This window comes from Mesorhizobium sp. WSM4841 (genome assembly GCF_055811515.1).
The window spans coordinates 1-18443 of record NZ_JBVVQC010000028.1; the positions used below are offsets into that span (position 1 = coordinate 1).

Genomic DNA, 18443 nt, shown 5'->3' on the forward strand with positions numbered 1-18443 from the left:
TCCCCACAAGGGGGAGGGAGACTTCCGTTGGCGCTGACCTCGGCAAATTGCCTGCCTTTCGGCGCCAAAGGGGAAGTTAAAGGCGCGCGGCAGCGTTCCCTCCCCCTTGTGGGGAGGGTTAGGGTGGGGGTCCACCTTCGCAAGAATACAAACGCGGTTGCCCTGCCTCAAGGGGGTATCCCGCTCAGCCGCTTTCGCCAGAACGAGCTAGGTCGAGACTCAGCCGCCGCCGCGCTCGACGAGGAAGCGATGGCCGCCTGACATCGCTGCCGTTTCGATCAATCGATGACCGCTCTCGGCGCAGAAGGCGGGAATGTCGATGACGGCGAGGGGGTCAGTGGTTTCGAGCCACAGGCGGCTGCCCGGCTGCATTGTGGCCAACCGCTTTTTTGCCTTGAGCACGGGCAACGGGCAGTTCAGGCCTTTGAGGTCGTAGACGGCGGCGGGGCTGGTTGAGGGCCTGTCTTCCTGGCCCCCATCTTCTTGTTCAAACATGAACCTCAGCCGCCGAACATGCCGAGCAGCTTCTTCTTCAACCTTGTCGCCGTGCTTTCGGCGTCCGCAGCCTGCGTTTCGACTGCCGGGGCGGCCTGCGATGGCGCTACGGTGGCGGTGACGACAGGCATTTCTGCGGCGGTCTTGGCAGCTTCCTTCTCGGCCAGAGCCTGAGCCTTGGCCGCCTCTTTCTCGGCCTTGGCTGCCTCTATCGCCGCAAGCCTTTGCTCCTCGGCCTTCTGCTTGGCGGCTTTTTCCGCGTCGAGCGCGGCCATCTTGCGGCCCGCCGGCGAATCGATGCGGCCCATGCGCGCCGTCTCGGTCACCGAGCCGTCAGCGTTGAACGACGGCGGATCGATCGGCACGCGTTCGCCACGGGCGCGCTTCTTCGACCACTCGGAGACGATGCTGGCTTCCTTGATGCCGGCGATGGTCGGCTTGGGCGCCGGCACGCTGGCCTTGACCGCGCCGTTGAAGGCCGCTTCGTAGGTGCTCTGATAGGCATTGAAGGCGCTCTTCAGCGAATCCGGCTGCGTCGTCGCGGGGCAGGCGCCGGCCGGATCGAAGGTCGCGCCGTCAGCCGCGACCTGGTTGAAGACATAGCGCTTCTCGCAGACATCGACCTTCGGCGGCACTTTGGTGATCTCGAAATTGTCGTAGCCGACCTTCAGCATCTTCCAGAATTCGTAGTTCGGGTCTTTGCGATAACGCGCCATGTTGGCGGCGGTCATGCGGAACGGAAAAGCCTGGATCTGGAACTCGGTCTGCCCGCCCTGGAAGGCATCGCGGCCGAAGGCGTAGATCTGCTCGATCTGCGCGTCGGTCATCGAATAGCAGCCCGACGACGAGCAGGCGCCATGGACCATCAGATGGGAACCGGTGCGGCCATTGGCGCGATCGTAGACGTTGGGATAGCCGATGTTGAAGGCAAGGTGATAGCTCGACCGCGGATTCATCTGCGCCGGACGGACCGTATAGAAGCCCTCCGGCGCCTGGCGGTCGCCTTCGGTGTATTTGGGACCCAGCTTGCCCGACCATTTGCAGATGTCGTAGCTGGCGACCAGGTCATAGCGGCCGTTGGTCTTGGCCTTCCAGATTTCGAGCTTGCCCTCTTCCTTGAAGATGCGGGCCATCACCGGCGAGGTGCGGGTCATGCCCTTGGCCTTCATGCTGGCCAGGATCTTGTCGGGCAGCGGCTTGTTGGCCTGGGGGGCAAAATCCTTCATCGAAGAATCGGTGCAGCCGGCGACGCCTAACGCGGCAATCACAAGTCCGGTGCGGGCAAGCTTGGCAAACATGGCTATGTCTTTTCTTTCGGCCGCAGGCATCAGCGCCGTCAGGCCCAACCCTAATCCCGTTAACCTTGAAAATTCCTTACCGCAAGCGCCGGGCCTTACGGCAATCTGATTGAAACGAGTGCAGCGGCATTTTTGTGGCGGAAACGCTCAATCTCGCCACATTGCAGCGCCGAAACAGTCTGGCGGTCCGTCCGATAGAAATCGGACGGCCTGGATCTTCTTGTTTGACCATGATCTTTTCCGAAAACCGGTACCCACTTCTTGCTACGCTGACCTTCGGTTTGGGATCATGGTCTAGAGGTTTCGCCCCATGGCCAGGTACTTCTCGCGGCGCTGCTCACGAAAATCGGTGTTGGCGCCCGAGAATTCCTTCATCGATTTGGCGATGAGATCGCCGGTGGCGGCAATCACCGTCTCCGGGCCACGATGGGCGCCGCCGAGCGGTTCGGGAATGATGGCGTCGATGATCTTCAGCTCCAGCAGATCCTGGGCGGTGATCTTCATATTGGTCGCCGCATCCTTCGAGCGGGTGGTGTCGCGCCACAGGATCGAGGCGGCGCCCTCCGGCGAGATCACCGAATAGATGGCGTGCTCGAGCATGTAGACGCGGTTGGCGGTAGCGATAGCGATGGCGCCGCCCGAGCCGCCTTCGCCGATGACCACCGAGATCGACGGCACCTTCAGGCCGAGACAGGCCGAGGTCGAGCGGGCGATGGCTTCCGCCTGGCCGCGCTCCTCGGCATTGACGCCGGGGTAGGCGCCGGCCGTGTCGACCAGCGTCAGCAACGGGATATTGAAGCGGTCTGCGAGTTCCATCAGCCGCACCGCCTTGCGGTAGCCCTCCGGCCGCACCGAGCCGAAATTATGCCTCAGCCGGCTGGCCGTGTCCGAACCCTTTTCCTGGCCGATGATCGCCACCGGCTCGCCGCGGAAGCGGGCGAAGCCCCCGACGATCGCCTGGTCCTCGCCGAAATTGCGGTCGCCGGCAAGCGGCGTGAAATCGTTGAACAGGCCCTTGATGTAGTCGACGCAATGCGGCCTGTCCGGATGGCGCGCCACCTGCACCTTCTGCCACGGGGTCAGCGCCCTATAAGTGTCGCGCAATGCGTCGCGCACGCGTTTCTCGAGACGGCTGATCTCATCGCCGACATCGACCGCCTCGCCATTCTCGGCGAGCTTCTTCAGCTCGACAATCTTGCCTTCGAGATCGGCAACCGGCTTTTCGAAATCGAGGTAATTGTACATTGTTGAGCGGACCGATAAGCCGGGAGGCAATGACTGACGGAACCTGGGAAATAAAGGCTCCGGGCGGTGGAACGTCGTCCTCACATAGCGATATGACGTCTAGTCGGCAAGCGGATGATGATCGTTGACCAGCCGCACCAGCCGCTCCTCCAGCACGTGCGTGTAAATCTGCGTCGTTGAAATATCGGCATGGCCAAGCAACTGCTGCACGGCCCTGAGATCGGCACCGTTCTGCAGCAGATGGCTGGCGAAAGCATGGCGCAGCACATGCGGCGATATTTTCGCCGAGGCGATGCCGGCGCGCGCGGCAAGGCCCTTCAGGTCGCGGGCGAAGACCTGCCTGGAGAGATAGCCGCTGTCGCTTGCTGCCGGAAACAGGAAAGGGCTATCTGCGAAAGCCGGCACCGTTGCCCGGGCAGCGAGCCAGGCCCGCATCGCCATGCGCGCCTTTGCCGACAGCGGCACCATGCGTTCCTTGTCACCCTTGCCGCGCACCATGAAGAAACGATCGTCGCGCAGCGCCACCGTCACCGGCAGGCCGACCAGTTCGGAAACGCGCAGGCCGGTGGCGTAGAGCACCTCGACCAGCGCATGCAGGCGCAACGCCGCCAGCCTGTCGCCATCGTTCAGCGAGGCGTCAGCTGCTTCTTGCGCCGCACGGTCGATCAGCCTGCCGGTGTCGGCCTCGCTCATCGTCTTCGGCAGCGGCCGGCCTTTCTTCGGACTGTCCAGGGTTCCGGTCGGGTCGTCGCGGCGCAGGCCTTCAGCATAGAGGAACTTGAAGAACTGGCGGATCGCCGACAGTTTGCGTGCCTGCGAGGTGGCGGCAAAACCGCGTGCGGCGATCTCGTCGAGATAGCCGCGGATATCGGCGGCGGCGGCACCCGCGAGCCCGCCGCCGATCTCGGCCGAAGCGTCTTCGAGGTCGCGGCGATAGCTGGAAAGCGTGTTTTCGGCAGCGCCGCGCTCGGCGCTCATCATTTCCAGAAAGGCTTCGATGCGGACCGCGCTGTTCATTTCTCGGGTCAGTTTTCCAGATTCAGTTTTCTTGATTCAGTTTTTCCGGGGGTTCAGCTTTTCGGGAGGAATGCGTATGCTCATCTCGGCCTTTCTCGGCTCGACGAACATCGCCAGAGCGAACATCGCGCCATAGACAATGCCGGCCAGAATCGTGAGCGTCACGACAAAGCGAAACAGTGTCGGCATCAATTTTCGCCCGTCTGCTTGTTCTGCGTTTCCAAACCCTGTGCCCTTATGAGACGCCAATCCGGCCAATTCAAGGGCGAAGCTCCGATGACGCGCGGCCGCGCCACGCTTGACGCAATCAGGCTTTTGTTGTCGATACGCCGGCAAAGAGGGCCTTGCAGGCATTCATGGGCTGGCCCACGAATGCCTGCTTGGATTCTTTGGTTGTCGCAGGTTCTTGTCGCAAGACCGTGGGACAGTTTTGCGGAACCTGCCTGGAAACATCATGGTGTCATGAACGCGCTACCAGCAAATCCTCCTGATGAGAGCCATGCCGCGCTGCTCGGCCGGCTGGGTAACCGCTCCATCGTCTTTGTCGGCCTTATGGGCGCCGGCAAGACGGCGATCGGCCGCAAGGTGGCGGCGATCCTGGGACTGCCTTTCATCGACAGCGATCAGGAGATCGAAAGCGTGTCGCGCATGAGCGTCCCGGAATTGTTCGAACGCTATGGCGAGACCGAGTTCCGGGCGCTGGAGCAGCGCGTCATCCTGCGCGTGCTGGAACACGGGCCGCAGGTGCTGTCGACGGGCGGCGGCGCCTTCATGAGCGCGCAGACGCGGGAGGCCATTGCCGGCCATGGCGTGTCGGTATGGCTGAAGGCCGAGATCGACCTCTTGATGGACCGCGTTTCCAAGAAGCAGAACCGGCCGCTCCTGAAAAGCGCCGATCCCCGCGCCGTGATCGAGCGGTTGATGGCCGAGCGCTATCCGGTTTACGCAGCCGCAGATGTCACCGTGCCGACTCGCGACGATCGCAAGGAGGTCATTGCGGCCGAGGTGGTGAACGCGCTTTGCGGGCATTTCGGCGTTGCAGCCGCGACAGGCGAGGTGCGCTCGTGAGCAGCAATGCGACAGTCACCGTCGAAGTCGGGCTCAGCGATCGTGCCTATGACATATTGATCGGCTCCGGCCTGCTTTTGCGCGCCGGCAGCGAGATTTCGCGCCGCCTGCCCGGCACGCGCGCCGCCGTGGTCACCGACGTCAACGTCGCCGCCGCCCACCTCGAGACGTTAAAGGCCGGCCTCGAAAAGGGCGGGATCCAGCCTGCCGTCATCACGCTGCCGGCTGGGGAAAAAACCAAGAGTTTCGTGCATCTCGAAGAGGTGGTGGACGGCGTGCTGTCAGCCAGGCTTGAGCGCGGCGATGTCGTCATCGCGCTCGGCGGCGGTGTCATCGGCGATCTGGCCGGCTTTGCCGCCGGCATCGTGCGCCGCGGCATGAATTTCGTGCAGATCCCGACTTCGCTGCTGGCGCAGGTCGACTCTTCCGTCGGCGGCAAGACCGGCATCAACAGTGCGCGCGGCAAGAACCTCGTCGGCGTCTTCCACCAGCCGAAACTGGTGCTGGCCGATACCGAAGTGCTCGACACGCTGCCGATCCGGGAATTTCGCGCCGGTTACGCCGAACTCGCCAAATACGGGCTCATCGACCGCCCCGACTTCTTCGCCTGGCTGGAGCAAAACTGGGGCAAAGTGTTTGCCGGCGGCCCGGAGCGAGCCGAGGCCATCGCCGAAGCTTGCCGCGCCAAGGCCGATGTCGTCGCCCGCGACGAGTTCGAGACCGGCGACCGCGCGCTGCTCAATCTCGGCCACACGTTTGGCCATGCGCTCGAGGCCGCTACCCGATATGACAGCGCCCGGCTCGTCCACGGCGAGGGGGTCGCCATCGGCATGGCGCTGGCTTATCGCTTTTCGTCACGCCTCAATCTGGCAAGTCCCGACGACGCGGCGCGCGTCGAGGCGCATCTTCGCGCGGTTGGCCTGCCTTGGCGCATGGCCGATATTCCGGGTGAACTGCCTGATGCCGAGGCGCTGCTCGCCTTCATCACCCAGGACAAGAAGGTGTCGCGCGGCGCGCTGACCTTCATCCTGACGCGCGGCATCGGCCAGGCCTTCATCGCCAGGGATGTGCCGGCGTCGGAAGTGCTGTCGTTTCTGAGGGAGAACCATCCGGGTCAGCCGAAAGGCAGCCCGGGATGAACGCGGCCGGCTGGATCGTCGCTGGCGTCCTGGCCGGGCTCGGCCTGCTCGCCTTCGCTTTTCGCGCGCGCCTGCTCGCCGCCTTCGGCTATCAATTGCGGCGCATCGAGCCGCAGCATTCGAACCATGATGAAGCGCGCGGCGCCGTCGACGATTTTCGGCGCGGCGGCCAGGTGGTGCGCGAGGATCGCGCCCGCATCGGTCGCCTGTCCGATCTCGATGAGCTCGAAGTGTCCGATGTCATGGTCCATCGCACCAACATGCGGTCGGTCAATGCCGACAATCCGCCGGAAGCGGTGGTGCGCGAGATCCTGCAGAGCCCGCATACCCGCCTGCCGTTGTGGAAGGGCTCGCTCGACAACATCGTCGGCGTGCTGCACGCCAAGGACCTGCTGCGCGCGCTGAACGATGTCGGCAACGACTTTTCCCAGATCGACGTGATGAAGATCGCGACAAAACCGTGGTTCGTGCCCGACACCACGACGCTGCAGGAACAGCTCAACGCCTTTCTGCGCCGCAAGGCGCATTTCGCCATCGTCGTCGACGAGTATGGCGAGGTCGAGGGGTTGGTGACGCTGGAGGACATCATCGAGGAGATCGTCGGCGAAATCGCCGACGAGCACGATATCGACATGCAGGGCGTCAAGCAGGAAGCCGACGGCTCCGTTGTCGTCGACGGCACTGTGTCGATCCGCGACCTGAACCGGGCGCTCGACTGGAACCTGCCGGACGAAGAAGCCACCACCATTGCCGGTCTCGTTATCCACGAGACGCAATTGATTCCGGACGAGAAGCAGGCTTTCACCTTTCACGGCAAGCGCTTCGTCGTCATGAAGCGCGACAAGAACCGGATCGCAAGGCTGAGGATCAGGCCGGCCGGCGACATTTAAAGCGCGTGGCGTCTGAAAAGATTCACGCAACGCGCTTTAAATTCTTGTTTTTATGCATGTCGTTGTCCCAAAACCGCTGCGCACCCTCGGGTCAGGCCCGAGCGCATGCTTTTGGGCGACATGCATTACTTCTGGTAGGTTCTGTCCCGGCTAACCAATCCTTGACTGGACGCTCGCCGCGCCGGCGTGCACTTTCGACTGGGCTGTCTGGAGATGACGGTGATCGATCGGCGAACCCTGCTTTTGATGTCGATGGCTTTGTTGCCGGCCAGCGCTTCGGCGGCATCGCGCCGGCGCTCGCCGTCTCCGCAAACCTTCGACTACGGACCGGCCCTGCTCGACGTCTACTGGCGCGATGGCGCAAGCTCCCTGCCTGTGGTGCTTTTCATCCATGGCGGTGCCTGGCGGGCCGGCAATCGCACCAACGTCAACGTCAAGCCGGCCTTCCTGCTCGACAATGGCTTCTGCTTCGTCTCCATCGACTACCGGTTGCTGCCTAAGGCCGATGTCGCCACCCAGGCCGACGATGTCGAGCAGGCATATCGCTACGTGCGCGCCAACATCGCCAGATACGGCGGCGATCCGAACCGGATAGCGGTCATGGGGCATTCGGCCGGCTGCCATCTCGCCGCACTGACCGGGCTGCGCGGCGGTCTGCCCGACGTCGCGGCGCTGGTCCTGAACGACACCAGGGCCTATGACCTGGAGGCGCTTGCGAGGAGCGGCGGCATGACACCGGCCTATGCCCGGGCATTTCCCGACCCCGCGCAGTGGCGCGCGCTGTCGCCTGCCACCCATGTCGGGAGCCGCAAACATCCGCCGACCTTCATCGCCTATTCGCGCGCAGCGGGTCGTGCGGCAGCCTCACGGGCCTTCGCCGAGCGCCTGCGGGCGGCCGGAACGGAGGTGAGACTGTTCGACGGCAGCGCCTATTCGCACATGTCGATCAATCGCGATTTCGGCGACGAAGGCGACGCCTTGACCGGTGCGGTGATGATTTTCCTGAAGGCAGCGCTCGGATAGAGCGGTTCATCGTTTCACGGAAACGCCGAACCGCTCTATCTCTTTGTTTTTGCGCAACTCCCTAGGGAAAGCGCTATGCGCTTTTCCCGGGAAAACCGTTTCACACTTTTCCTGGAATTGCTCTAATGCCTACCACCTGGTCTTTTCGTCCGGCGCGGCCGGCTCGATCGCCAGCGCGTGGACACCAGCCTTCAACTCGTCGGCCAGCAATGCGTTGACTGCGCGGTGGCGCTCGATGCGGCTCATGCCGGCAAAGGCCGAGGAGACGATGCGGACGCGGAAATGCGTCTCGCCGGTACCGTCATAGGTGCCGTGATGGTCGGAGTCCTGATGGTGATGGCCTGCATGCAGATGGCTTTCGTTGATGATGACCAGCCGCTCCGGCGAGAACGCCTTCTTCAACTTGCCTTCCATCGTCGACTGTATGGACATTCGTACTTCCCTTCACCACATATGGCGGGCGCATGACCCCCGAAAATCGGCGCCCTTTGCGCGTCCGGAAGGACGCGCGGTGCCGCCGCCGCGACAAAATTCGCCGATCGCCCGCTTTATGCCGCGATTCAGCGGTTAGGGCGATCATCGCGAAAATGTCAATTCTTGTTTCGCACCGGCGAACAGCCCATAAATGGGTGAGATGAAACCGTACCCCAAATATTTCGAGAAAATCCGCATCCGCCCGGAGAAGGATGCGGAGCTGAAGTCGCGCTCGCCGATCTGCCAGTGGGACGGGTGCAAGGAGGCTGGCACCCATCGCGCGCCGGTCGGACGCATGAAGGAGGGCGAATATTTTCAGTTCTGCTTCGATCATGTGCGCGAGTACAACAAGGGCTTCAATTATTTCTCCGGTGTCCCCGATACCGAGATCGCCCGCTTTCAGAAGGAAGCGATGACCGGCCACCGGCCAACCTGGAAGATGGGCGTCAACGGCGCCTCGACGCGCTCCTCGCCCGATTTCGCCCAGCAGCGTTCCGGCCGCGCCGGCTACTACAACCGCATGCGCGATCCGTTCGACCTGTTCAAAGGTCCGAAGGATCCGCGCGAAGCCCGCGAGCGCAAGGCCAAGCCGCTTGAGGCCAAGGCGCTGGAAACGCTTGGCCTTGATACAAAGGCGACTGGCAAGGACATCAAGGCGCGTTATAAGGAACTGGTGAAACGCCACCATCCCGATGCGAATGGCGGCGACAGAGGTTCGGAAGACCGGTTCCGCGATGTGCTCCAGGCCTATCGCGTGCTCAAGCAGGCAGGATTGTGCTGAGCGACCTTACGGTTCGTGTCGTTTTCAAACTTTCATAAGGTTGGAAAAGGCTTTAAGACCGCCCCCGGACAAAATCGATTGCCGGCGAAATCAGGCGTTTCGCCTGTGGAGACGTTGATAAAGATGAACAAGGTCGATCGCGACATCGCCAACCTGCCCGACACCACCGTGCCGGTGAAGGAGAAATTTGGCTTCGAGTCCAAGATGGTGGTGCCGGCCTATTCGGTGACGAGCGAGCACGTGCCCGACATCGACCCGGACTACCTGTTCGACAAGAACACGACGATGGCGATCCTCGCCGGCTTCGCCTACAACCGCCGCGTCATGGTGTCGGGCTATCACGGCACCGGCAAGTCGACGCATATCGAGCAGGTCGCCGCCCGCCTCAACTGGCCTATGGTGCGCGTCAATCTCGACAGCCATGTCAGCCGCATCGACCTCGTCGGCAAGGACGCCATCGTCGTCAAGGAAGGGCTGCAGATCACCGAATTCCGCGACGGCATCCTGCCCTGGGCCTACCAGCACAATGTCGCGCTGTGCTTCGACGAGTACGATGCCGGCCGTCCGGACGTGATGTTCGTCATCCAGCGTGTGTTGGAATCGTCCGGCCGGCTGACGCTGCTCGACCAGAGCCGGGTCATCCGCCCGCATCCGGCGTTCCGGCTGTTCTCGACCGCCAACACCGTCGGTCTCGGCGACACCACCGGCCTTTATCACGGCACCCAGCAGATCAATCAGGCGCAGATGGACCGCTGGTCGATCGTCACCACGCTGAACTATCTGCCGCACGACAATGAGGTGAATATCGTGCTGGCCAAGGCCAAGCACTATCGCGACGGCAAGGGCAAGGAGATCGTCAACAAGATGGTGCGCGTCGCCGACATGACGCGTTCGGCCTTCATCAATGGCGACCTGTCGACCGTCATGAGCCCGCGCACGGTCATCACCTGGGCCGAGAATGCCGAGATCTTCGGCGATATCGGCATGGCGTTCCGGCTGACCTTCCTCAACAAATGCGACGAACTGGAACGCTCGCTGGTCGCCGAGTTCTACCAGCGCGCGTTCGGCCAGGATTTGCCGGAGAGCGCAGCGAACGTGGTGCTGGGCTAAGCATGGCTCGATTCCGATTTTCGGGGTCATGCTCCAAGGAATGATCGATGGCGGGTCCGGGCGACAACACGCGCAACAAGTCGAAGACGGGTTCTGAAGCCGACAGCTTCAAGCGCGCCGTCACCGTCTGCATGCGCGCGATTGCCGGCGACAAGGACCTCGAAGTCGGTTTCGCCAAGGATCGGCCGGCGCTCGCCGGCAGCCGCGCCCGGCTGCCTGAACTGCCGAAGAAAGCGTCCAAGGCCGACATCGCCATCACCCGCGGGCTAGGCGATTCCATGGCGTTGAAGCGCGCCTGCCACGACACGCGCATCCACACCAGGCTGGCGCCGGAGGGCAAACAGGCCCGCGCCATTTACGATGCGGTCGAGCAGGCTCGCGTCGAGGCGATCGGCTCCCGCGCCATGCAGGGCGTCGCCGACAACATCGGCTCGATGCTCGAGGACAAATACGCCAGGGCCAACCTCATCGACGTCAAGGACAAGGCCGATGCGCCGATCGAGGAAGCGCTGGCCCTGATGGTCCGCGAAAAGCTGACCGGCCGCGCCGTACCGAAGAGCGGCGAGCGGCTGGTCGACCTCTGGCGCCCGTGGGTCGAGGAGAAGGCAAGTGCCGATCTCGACGGGCTGTCGGCAAAGCTCGACGACCAGCAGGCTTTCGCCCGCGTCGTGCGCGAGATGCTGGCTTCCATGGAAATGGCCGAGGAACTCGGCGACGACCAGGAGACCGAAGACTCCGAGGACAATGACGAAAACCAGCCGCAAGGCGAGGACCAGAGCGAGGAGGGCGGCGAGGACGATTCCGGCTCCGAGCAGTCGCAGTCCGACGATACCGAGGCGTCGTCCGACGACGAGCAATCGGCCGAGACGGAGGCATCCGATGCCACCGCCGACGACCTGTCCGATGATGACGACGCCGATGCCGAGACACCCGGCGAGGCGCGCCGCAACGACAATCCCTTCACCAATCTGTCGAAGGAGATCGACTACAAGATCTTCACCACCGCCTTCGACGAAACGGTGGGTGCGGAGGACCTGTGCGAGGAAGAGGAATTAGATCGGCTGCGCGCCTTCCTCGACAAGCAGCTTGCCAACCTGTCGGGCGTTGTCGGCCGGCTGGCCAACCGGCTGCAGCGCCGCCTGATGGCGCAGCAGAACCGGTCCTGGGATTTCGACCTCGAAGAGGGTTATCTCGATCCGGCGCGGCTGGTGCGCGTCGTCATCGACCCGATGCAGCCGCTGTCCTTCAAGCAGGAACGTGACACCAAATTCCGCGACACGGTGGTGACGCTGGTGCTCGACAATTCGGGCTCGATGCGCGGCCGGCCGATCACGGTCGCCGCCACCTGCGCCGACATTCTGGCGCGCACGCTGGAACGCTGCGGCGTTTCGGTCGAGATCCTCGGCTTCACCACCCGCGCCTGGAAGGGCGGGCAGGCACGCGAGAAATGGCTGAAGGAAGGCAAGCCGCCGAACCCCGGCCGGCTCAACGATCTGCGCCACATCATCTACAAATCCGCCGACCATCCGTGGCGGCGGGCGCGCCGCAATCTCGGCCTGATGATGCGTGAGGGCCTGCTCAAGGAAAACATTGATGGCGAGGCGCTGCTGTGGGCGCACAACCGCCTGATCGCCCGGCCGGAGCAGCGCAAGATCCTGATGATGATCTCAGACGGCGCACCGGTCGACGATTCGACGCTGTCGGTCAATCCGGGCAACTATCTCGAACGGCATCTGCGCGCGGTGATCGAACTGATCGAGACGCGCTCGCCGGTCGAGCTTTTGGCCATCGGCATCGGCCACGACGTTACCCGCTATTACAGGCGCGCCGTCACCATCGTCGATGCCGAGGAACTGGCCGGCGCCATGACCGAGCAACTGGCCTCGCTGTTTGGCGAGGAAAGTACGCGGGACACGCGACGCGGCGGCATGCGGCGCGCCGGATGATTTTTTCGCGTGGCGGCTTTCGGCAGACGCTTTTCGCCGCCACAGCGCTGTTCGTTGCCGGCATCGCCCTGTCGCCTTGCATCGCCGCCGGCACCGCTTCGGTCGAGCCGATCGAAATCTCGGCACGGCCTATAGACCGGTTTCACATCGGCCGTGACGATAAGCGATTCGGCTCGCTCGAATTCGTCGGCGGGCTGGAAATGACCTCACCGTCACGCGAATTCGGCGCGCTGTCGGCGTTTCGCTTCCTCAAGCCCGGCAGTGATTTTATCGGCGTCGCCGACACCGGTTTCTGGTTCTTCGGCACGGTTACCCATGATGCCGACAAGCGCCCGTCCGGCATCCGGAATTTCCGTATGCAGCAAATGGCCGACGAGGCGGGCCAGCTGATCGACGAGAAATGGCAGGTCGACTCCGAAGGGCTCGCGGTCAAGGACGGCATTGCCACAGTCGGCTTCGAGCGCGATCACCGCATTGCACAGTTCAAGATCGAACCGGGCGACATGAAGCCGCCGTTCAAGCAATTGGATTTCCTGATTCCAGCCTGGGAGCTTCGCCGGAATCGCGGCTTGGAGACCATCACCCACGCCAATCCTCACGGGCAGCACGAAGGCGGGCTGGTCGTTGTCTCGGAAAAGAGCCTCGACAAATCAGGCAACATCTATGCGGCTGTCATCGAAGGGCCGCACAAAGGCGTTTTCACCGTTAAGCGCAACGGCGATTTCGATATCACCGACGGCGCCTTCCTGCCGGACGGCGACCTCTTGCTTTTGGAGCGCAGCTATTCGATGGCCCGCGGCGTCAAGATCCGGCTGCGGCGCATCTATGGCGAGAGCGTCGAGAAGGGCGCCGTTGCCGACGGGCCGGTGCTGATGGAAGCCGACATGAGCTACCAGATCGACAACATGGAAGGGCTAGACGTCTGGACCCGCGACGACGGCGCGCTGATGGTGTCGCTGATCTCCGACGACAACCACTCGATGCTGCAGCGCAATCTCTACCTGGAATTTGTGCTGCACGAGGATTGAGAGGCGGTCGGCAAGGGACGGCCGATAACAAGTCTACAGCTTCGCGCCGGTTGCCGCAGGCTGGGGTCCGTTGGTCGCGATCCAGATGACGTGGCGCGCGCCGCGCTTGCCATTGGCGCGGACTTTGACTTCCTCGACCGCGAAGCCCGCCTGCTTGAGCCTGCGGGTAAAACCGCTGTCGGGTCCCTGTGACCAGACCGCCAGCACGCCGCCGGGCGTGAGCGCTGCTCTCGCGCTGATCAGCCCGGCTATACTGTAGAGAGCATCGTTGGCCTTGTGGACAATCCCGTCCGGCCCGTTGTCGACGTCGAGCAGGATGGCATCCCAGGCCGAGGCTTCCGATCGTATGAGTTGCCCGACATCCATTTCGCGAACAGTCACGCGTGGATCGTCGAGACAGCCACCGAACACCGCGGCCATCGGGCCGCGCGCCCACGCCACGACGGCGGGCACCAACTCGGCGACAACGACACCGGCATCGGCGCCAAGCTTGGCGAGAGCGGCACGCAGCGTGAAACCCATGCCCAACCCACCGATCAGGATTTTGGCTTGCCGGCGGCCGGCAATCCTTTGGCAGGATAGCCTCGCCAGCGCTTCCTCGGAGCCGCTGAGGCGGCTGTTCATCAGCTCGTTCGAGCCGAGCATGATCGAGAATTCGGCGCCGCGTTGTTTCAGGCGAAGCTCGTGGTCGCCGTCAGGCGTTTGCGCGGTATCGAGCTGGACCCATGGGATCATGCTCGAGAACCTGTGAGCATGATCTTTTCCGAACCGAAGGTCAGCGATAGCAAAAACCGGTTCCCACTTTCAGGGATCATGCTCTATGCCGCCAGTGCCGGCTGGCTCCAGCGGGCGGCAAGCAGCCGGTAGGGGATCAGCGCCACCACGGCGATGATCAGCTTCACGCCGAGGTCGCCGAACGCCCATGACACCCAGCGCATGGCCTCGACCGGCAGCACGCCCATCAGCGGCGCTGTTTCGAGCGCGAAGCCATCGTTCGGGCCAGCGAAGGCGAAAGCCGCGGAAAAAGCGACGGTGAAGAACACGGCGGTGTCGAATACCGAGCCGACCAGCGTGCCGACGATCGGCGCCCGCCACCAGCTCTGCCGGCGCAGCCGGTTGAACACGGTCACGTCGAGCAATTGCGCGATCAGGAACGCGGTGCCGGAAGCCGCCGCAATGCGCACCAGCCGGTCGGCGGCCGTTTCGAACTCGATCAGACCGTAGCGGAACAGCAAGGGCGGGATGACGACCGAGCAGATCACCGCCGCCGTGAAGCCGACAAACACGATCCGGCGCGCCACGGCCGGACCGTAACGGCGGTTGGCAAGGTCGGTGACCAGGAAGGAGAACGGATAGGTGAAGGCGCCCCAGGTCAGAATGTCGGCCAGCGACAAGCCGCCGATCGCACCTTGCAGCGGGAACTGCACGAGGATGTTCGACGCCACCACGACAAGCGCCATGGCCGCAACAAAGGGCAGATATCGGGAGAAAAAACTCATTTTTTTATCCTGGGTAATGGAACCAGCGGGGTGTCATGCCGAGTTCGGACGACACTCCTTGGAAGGCGGTTGCCTGAAAAATTAAGCGGCCGGCTGTTCGGCAAGCTTCTTGGCGATCTGCTTCTTCAGCAGGCGCGCGCGCTGCGACAACTCCTTGGCGTCGGCCTTGGCCAGGAACGCATCAAGGCCGCCGCGGTGCTCGACCGAACGCAGCGCGTTGGCCGAAATGCGCAGGCGCACATTCTGGTTCAGCGCTTCCGAGATCAGCGTCACATTGACGAGATTGGGCAGGAAGCGACGCTTGCTCTTGTTATTGGCGTGGCTCACATTGTTGCCGGACATGACTGCCTTGGCAGTGAGTTCGCAGGTGCGGGACATGGTTCTAAACCTTCAGTTCTCTGTCTGGCCAAACATTCGACCCGCGCCGGGTGGCGCGCGGTTTCGGTCAGGCGGCCTTATGGAAAAAGTTGGCGTTCCATAGTTGCATTTCGCTGATGCGTCAAGCTCCGGCTTGCGCGCGGGTGTGGCGACGCCTTTCACATAAAGGCCGGAATTCAGCCTATAAGCGGTCGCACAAGGAGATACTAGGCCGGAGTTGTCCGCTTCCGCTGAAAAATCGAGGATCAATCCCCGCCATGCTTCGTTCGTCTCATGCTCTCCTTGCCTCGCTTGCCGTCGCGCTGCCGACGGCAGCGTCTGCTGCCACGCCACAATCCTTCAAGGGCGAGTATACGGTGTCGATCCTCGGCCTCTCGGTGGCAAAGGCAACCTTTTCCAGCAGTTACGAAGGCGATACCTATTCGATCGACGGCAGCGTCTCCAGCGCCGGCCTAGCCACAATCTTCGACGACACACGTGGCACGATCTCGTCAAAGGGCAAGATTTCGGGCAAGCAATTGCAGCCGCAAGCGTTCCACGCCGACTACAAGTCGGGCGAGAAGGCGTCGATGATCGATATCCAGTTCGCCAATGGCGCCGTTATCGCGACGAAGGTCGTGCCTGCGCCGAAGAAGCGCAATCCCAAGAATTGGATACCGCTGGGCGCCGGCCATCTCGCATCGGTGCTTGATCCGATGGCCGCCACCGTCATCCATGCCGATAGCCTCGACAAGGTCTGCGGGCGCACGGTGAAACTCTATGACGGCGAGATGCGTGCCAATCTGACGCTGACCTACGAGTCGAAAGGCTCGACCTCGGTGCGCGGCTACGAGGGCGATACCGTCACTTGCAGGCTGGGTTTTGAGCCAGTGGCGGGTTACCGCAAGAACCGCAAAGCTTTGAAGTACCTGAAGGATCGCAGCCGCATCATGGTGACGTTTGCACCGGTCGGCCAAACCGGCGTATATGCGCCGATCCACGCCACGGTCGGTACGAAAATCGGCACCCTCACCGTCAGCGCGGAGCGGTTCGAAGCGACAGAATAGGCGCGATCGCGCGCCGCCGGAGACGGACATGGGGCGCGCAACACTGATCGGCTTCTCGGCGATCGCCATGTGGGCGCTGCTGGCGCTGCTTACGGACGCCTCCGGCGCGGTGCCGCCGTTCCTGCTTTCGGCGATCACCTTCACGATCGGCACCGGCGTCGGGCTCGTCGCGCGGCTGTTCACGCCGGCCACCGACAGCAGCGAGAAGATACCGCCGCAAGTGTGGCTGATCGGCATTGCCGGCCTGTTCGGCTATCACTTCTTCTACTTCACCGCGCTGCGCAACGCGCCGGCGGTGGAGGCGAGCCTCATCGCCTATCTGTGGCCGCTGCTGATCGTGCTCGGATCGGCGCTGATGCCGGGCGAGCGGCTGGCCTGGAACCATGTCGTCGGCGCGCTGCTCGGCCTTGCCGGCACTGTCCTGATCGTCACCAAGGGTGGCGGGCTTGCCTTCGACGCACGCTATGCCTTCGGCTATGCAATGGCCGGCGTCTGCGCCGTGCTGTGGTCGTACTATTCGCTGTTGTCGCGCCGCTTTCCGTCGGTGCCGACCAGCATCGTCACCTGGTTCTGTGCGGCTACGGCAGCGCTTTCGCTTGTCTGCCATCTCATGCTGGAACAGACGGTGCTGCCTGTCGGCGCCGGCCAGTGGCTGGCCGTGCTCGGCCTCGGCCTGATGCCGGTGGGCGCGGCCTTCTACGCCTGGGATATCGGCGTCAAGCGCGGCAACATCCAGGTGCTGGGCGCGGCGAGCTATGCCGCGCCGCTGCTGTCGACGCTGGTGCTGATATCAGCCGGTTTCGCCGAGCCGTCTCTGCGGATACTCGCCGCCTGCGTGCTGATAACCGGCGGGGCAGCCCTTGCGGCGAAATCGCTGTTCTTGCGCAAGAGGGCTGCGAGCGAGGCAGAGGCGTGATGCCGTTTCCCGGCGGCATCGACGCCAACGCCAATGCGACGCTGCTGTTTTCGCTGGTGGCGGCGGTGATCTACGTCTTCACCATCGACATGCCGCCGACGCTTGCGCGTTCTGCGGTCAAGACGCTGGCCGTGGCAATGCTTGGCGTGCTGGCATCGCTGCAGGGCGGTCCGTGGCTGCTCGTAGCGGCGCTGACGCTCAGCGCCATCGGCGACGCGTTGCTGTCACGCGAGGGTGAAAAGGCTTTTCTCGGCGGGCTGGCCAGTTTTCTCGTTGCGCATGGGCTTTACATCGCGCTGTTCCTGCGCTTCGGCGACGGGGTCGGGCTGCTCTCGGCCGAGCCGTGGCGCGCGGCGATTGCTGTGGCAATGGCCGTGTTCGCGCTCGCCATGCTTTTTGCGCTCTGGCGCCGTGTCGGCCCTGCCTTGCGCCTTCCGGTCGGCGTCTATATCGCGGCAATCCTCGCCATGGCGATTTCAGCCCTCACCCTGAGCAATTTCTGGATCATCTGCGGCGCCGCGCTGTTCATGGCGTCCGACGGGCTGCTCGCCTCGGAAAAGTTCCTGCTGAGCGCCATCTCGCCGCACCGCGCCTGGACGCGCCACGCGGTCTGGATGCTGTACTACGCCGCCCAGCTGGCGATCACGATGGGTTTCCTGCTGGGTTAGGACTCCAACCCGATTCGGCCAGTTCGAAGGCGGCGAAATCGAAGCCTGGCGCCACGGTGCAGCCGACCAGCGTCCACTCGCCCAGGCTGCGTGCCGATTGCCACCAGCCTGCCGGCACAACGATCTGCGGTCGCTCGCCCGCCGCCAATGCCGTGCCGAGCACCTGCTCGATCACTGGTCCGTTTTCCCGGTGCATCGACAGCGCCAGCGAAGCGCCGGCGTAAAAGTGCCAGACCTCGGCCGCGTCCTTGACGCGGTGCCAGGCCGACACTTGCTCCTGCTCCAAAAGGAAATAGATCGCGGTCGAATGGCCGCGCGCGCCCTCCGCGCCATCGCGGAAGGTCTCGGCATACCAGCCGCCTTCCGGATGCGGTTTCAGGCCGAGCGTTGCGATGATTTCGGGGGAACTGGGCATGATTTCC

Annotated in this window: 21 protein-coding genes; 11 read left to right on the forward strand and 10 right to left on the reverse strand. The window is 63.3% G+C overall.

Annotated elements, in window-relative coordinates:
* Positions 1-219: 219 nt before the first annotated feature.
* The 5 genes from AC0L14_RS25970 to AC0L14_RS25990 form a co-directional block, all read right to left on the reverse strand.
* Positions 220-495 (reverse strand): sulfurtransferase TusA family protein, encoded by a 276-nt coding sequence (locus AC0L14_RS25970; RefSeq protein WP_473751195.1) that lies wholly within the window; start codon positions 493-495, stop codon positions 220-222.
* Positions 496-500: 5 nt separating this feature from the next.
* Entirely contained in the window at positions 501-1793 is a 1293-nt protein-coding gene (locus AC0L14_RS25975) for a L,D-transpeptidase family protein (RefSeq protein ID WP_473751196.1), read from the reverse strand.
* A 294-nt stretch (positions 1794-2087) separates the two neighbouring features.
* On the reverse strand, positions 2088-3038 hold the full coding sequence (locus AC0L14_RS25980; protein ID WP_473636907.1) for an acetyl-CoA carboxylase carboxyltransferase subunit alpha: 951 nt from the start codon (positions 3036-3038) through the stop codon (positions 2088-2090).
* 99 nt (positions 3039-3137) lie between these two features.
* Entirely contained in the window at positions 3138-4055 is a 918-nt protein-coding gene (locus tag AC0L14_RS25985; protein ID WP_473751197.1) for a site-specific tyrosine recombinase XerD, read from the reverse strand.
* 36 nt (positions 4056-4091) lie between these two features.
* Entirely contained in the window at positions 4092-4244 is a 153-nt protein-coding gene (locus AC0L14_RS25990; protein ID WP_473751242.1) for a histidine kinase, read from the reverse strand.
* A gap of 273 nt (positions 4245-4517) precedes the next feature.
* Between AC0L14_RS25990 and AC0L14_RS25995 the strand changes: the two genes are divergently transcribed.
* From AC0L14_RS25995 to AC0L14_RS26010, 4 genes are all read left to right on the forward strand, one after another.
* A complete protein-coding gene (locus AC0L14_RS25995) occupies positions 4518-5123 on the forward strand; it encodes a shikimate kinase (RefSeq protein WP_473751198.1) in 606 nt (201 codons plus the stop codon).
* Complete coding sequence (gene aroB, locus AC0L14_RS26000; protein ID WP_473751199.1) at positions 5120-6262, forward strand: 3-dehydroquinate synthase; 1143 nt, start codon at positions 5120-5122, stop codon at positions 6260-6262. Before AC0L14_RS25995 ends, aroB begins: the two co-directional genes overlap by 4 nt.
* Positions 6259-7152 carry an HlyC/CorC family transporter gene (locus tag AC0L14_RS26005; protein ID WP_473751200.1) on the forward strand — a complete coding sequence of 298 codons (894 nt, stop codon included), beginning with the start codon at positions 6259-6261 and terminating at the stop codon, positions 7150-7152. The genes aroB and AC0L14_RS26005 overlap by 4 nt, the downstream gene beginning before the upstream one ends.
* A gap of 219 nt (positions 7153-7371) precedes the next feature.
* The gene (locus tag AC0L14_RS26010; RefSeq protein WP_473751201.1) at positions 7372-8175 is read left to right on the forward strand and encodes an alpha/beta hydrolase; all 804 of its coding nucleotides are present in this window, start codon (positions 7372-7374) and stop codon (positions 8173-8175) included.
* A gap of 129 nt (positions 8176-8304) precedes the next feature.
* On the opposite strand, the gene AC0L14_RS26015 is transcribed toward AC0L14_RS26010, so the two are convergent.
* Positions 8305-8607, reverse strand: coding sequence for a BolA family protein (locus AC0L14_RS26015; RefSeq protein ID WP_077372975.1), 303 nt, complete (start codon positions 8605-8607; stop codon positions 8305-8307).
* 193 nt (positions 8608-8800) lie between these two features.
* Between AC0L14_RS26015 and AC0L14_RS26020 the strand changes: the two genes are divergently transcribed.
* The 4 genes from AC0L14_RS26020 (at position 8801) to AC0L14_RS26035 (ending at position 13514) form a co-directional block, all read left to right on the forward strand.
* Positions 8801-9430, forward strand: coding sequence for a J domain-containing protein (locus AC0L14_RS26020; protein WP_036262308.1), 630 nt, complete (start codon positions 8801-8803; stop codon positions 9428-9430).
* Positions 9431-9553: 123 nt separating this feature from the next.
* Positions 9554-10540: a cobaltochelatase subunit CobS gene (gene cobS / locus AC0L14_RS26025; protein ID WP_258121816.1), complete on the forward strand. Its 987-nt coding sequence runs from the start codon at positions 9554-9556 to the stop codon at positions 10538-10540.
* Between the two features lie 47 nt (positions 10541-10587).
* The gene (gene cobT / locus AC0L14_RS26030; protein WP_473636912.1) at positions 10588-12486 is read left to right on the forward strand and encodes a cobaltochelatase subunit CobT; all 1899 of its coding nucleotides are present in this window, start codon (positions 10588-10590) and stop codon (positions 12484-12486) included.
* Positions 12483-13514 carry an esterase-like activity of phytase family protein gene (locus AC0L14_RS26035; RefSeq protein ID WP_473751202.1) on the forward strand — a complete coding sequence of 344 codons (1032 nt, stop codon included), beginning with the start codon at positions 12483-12485 and terminating at the stop codon, positions 13512-13514. The genes cobT and AC0L14_RS26035 overlap by 4 nt, the downstream gene beginning before the upstream one ends.
* A gap of 33 nt (positions 13515-13547) precedes the next feature.
* Here the strand turns inward: AC0L14_RS26035 and AC0L14_RS26040 are convergent, their stop codons facing one another.
* The 3 genes from AC0L14_RS26040 to rpmB all read right to left on the reverse strand — a co-directional run bounded on the left by AC0L14_RS26040 (position 13548) and on the right by rpmB (position 15391).
* Positions 13548-14249: a spermidine synthase gene (locus AC0L14_RS26040; protein ID WP_473751203.1), complete on the reverse strand. Its 702-nt coding sequence runs from the start codon at positions 14247-14249 to the stop codon at positions 13548-13550.
* Positions 14250-14332: 83 nt separating this feature from the next.
* Positions 14333-15013, reverse strand: a complete 681-nt coding sequence (locus AC0L14_RS26045; protein WP_473751204.1) for a queuosine precursor transporter — start codon at positions 15011-15013, stop codon at positions 14333-14335.
* Between the two features lie 81 nt (positions 15014-15094).
* Positions 15095-15391 carry a 50S ribosomal protein L28 gene (rpmB, locus tag AC0L14_RS26050; protein WP_023797188.1) on the reverse strand — a complete coding sequence of 99 codons (297 nt, stop codon included), beginning with the start codon at positions 15389-15391 and terminating at the stop codon, positions 15095-15097.
* Positions 15392-15648: 257 nt separating this feature from the next.
* On the opposite strand from rpmB, the gene AC0L14_RS26055 reads away from it, so the two are divergent.
* Genes AC0L14_RS26055 through AC0L14_RS26065 form a run of 3 tightly spaced genes read left to right on the forward strand, consistent with a single transcriptional unit; the run spans position 15649 to position 18021 of the window.
* Positions 15649-16437: a DUF3108 domain-containing protein gene (locus AC0L14_RS26055; RefSeq protein WP_473488105.1), complete on the forward strand. Its 789-nt coding sequence runs from the start codon at positions 15649-15651 to the stop codon at positions 16435-16437.
* 28 nt (positions 16438-16465) lie between these two features.
* Positions 16466-17353 (forward strand): aromatic amino acid exporter YddG, encoded by an 888-nt coding sequence (gene yddG, locus AC0L14_RS26060; RefSeq protein ID WP_473488106.1) that lies wholly within the window; start codon positions 16466-16468, stop codon positions 17351-17353.
* Complete coding sequence (locus tag AC0L14_RS26065; RefSeq protein WP_473488107.1) at positions 17353-18021, forward strand: lysoplasmalogenase; 669 nt, start codon at positions 17353-17355, stop codon at positions 18019-18021. The genes yddG and AC0L14_RS26065 overlap by 1 nt, the downstream gene beginning before the upstream one ends.
* Here AC0L14_RS26065 and AC0L14_RS26070 read toward each other — a convergent pair.
* Positions 17996-18436 (reverse strand): cupin domain-containing protein, encoded by a 441-nt coding sequence (locus AC0L14_RS26070; protein WP_473751205.1) that lies wholly within the window; start codon positions 18434-18436, stop codon positions 17996-17998. The two genes, AC0L14_RS26065 and AC0L14_RS26070, sit on opposite strands and share 26 nt — an antisense overlap.
* Positions 18437-18443: the final 7 nt, after the last annotated feature.

Bases quoted from the DNA above. Each gene is read 5' to 3' on its own strand.
- AC0L14_RS25970 (WP_473751195.1), bottom strand. From the start codon at position 495: ATGTTTGAACAAGAAGATGGGGGCCAGGAAGACAGGCCCTCAACCAGC.
- AC0L14_RS25975 (WP_473751196.1), bottom strand. From the start codon at position 1,793: ATGTTTGCCAAGCTTGCCCGCACCGGACTTGTGATTGCCGCGTTAGGC.
- AC0L14_RS25980 (WP_473636907.1), bottom strand. From the start codon at position 3,038: ATGTACAATTACCTCGATTTCGAAAAGCCGGTTGCCGATCTCGAAGGC.
- AC0L14_RS25985 (WP_473751197.1), bottom strand. From the start codon at position 4,055: ATGAACAGCGCGGTCCGCATCGAAGCCTTTCTGGAAATGATGAGCGCC.
- AC0L14_RS25990 (WP_473751242.1), bottom strand. From the start codon at position 4,244: ATGCCGACACTGTTTCGCTTTGTCGTGACGCTCACGATTCTGGCCGGC.
- AC0L14_RS25995 (WP_473751198.1), top strand. From the start codon at position 4,518: ATGAACGCGCTACCAGCAAATCCTCCTGATGAGAGCCATGCCGCGCTG.
- AC0L14_RS26005 (WP_473751200.1), top strand. From the start codon at position 6,259: ATGAACGCGGCCGGCTGGATCGTCGCTGGCGTCCTGGCCGGGCTCGGC.
- AC0L14_RS26015 (WP_077372975.1), bottom strand. From the start codon at position 8,607: ATGTCCATACAGTCGACGATGGAAGGCAAGTTGAAGAAGGCGTTCTCG.
- AC0L14_RS26020 (WP_036262308.1), top strand. From the start codon at position 8,801: ATGGGTGAGATGAAACCGTACCCCAAATATTTCGAGAAAATCCGCATC.
- cobS (WP_258121816.1), top strand. From the start codon at position 9,554: ATGAACAAGGTCGATCGCGACATCGCCAACCTGCCCGACACCACCGTG.
- cobT (WP_473636912.1), top strand. From the start codon at position 10,588: ATGGCGGGTCCGGGCGACAACACGCGCAACAAGTCGAAGACGGGTTCT.
- AC0L14_RS26035 (WP_473751202.1), top strand. From the start codon at position 12,483: ATGATTTTTTCGCGTGGCGGCTTTCGGCAGACGCTTTTCGCCGCCACA.
- AC0L14_RS26040 (WP_473751203.1), bottom strand. From the start codon at position 14,249: ATGATCCCATGGGTCCAGCTCGATACCGCGCAAACGCCTGACGGCGAC.
- AC0L14_RS26045 (WP_473751204.1), bottom strand. From the start codon at position 15,013: ATGAGTTTTTTCTCCCGATATCTGCCCTTTGTTGCGGCCATGGCGCTT.
- rpmB (WP_023797188.1), bottom strand. From the start codon at position 15,391: ATGTCCCGCACCTGCGAACTCACTGCCAAGGCAGTCATGTCCGGCAAC.
- AC0L14_RS26055 (WP_473488105.1), top strand. From the start codon at position 15,649: ATGCTTCGTTCGTCTCATGCTCTCCTTGCCTCGCTTGCCGTCGCGCTG.
- yddG (WP_473488106.1), top strand. From the start codon at position 16,466: ATGGGGCGCGCAACACTGATCGGCTTCTCGGCGATCGCCATGTGGGCG.
- AC0L14_RS26065 (WP_473488107.1), top strand. From the start codon at position 17,353: ATGCCGTTTCCCGGCGGCATCGACGCCAACGCCAATGCGACGCTGCTG.
- AC0L14_RS26070 (WP_473751205.1), bottom strand. From the start codon at position 18,436: ATGCCCAGTTCCCCCGAAATCATCGCAACGCTCGGCCTGAAACCGCAT.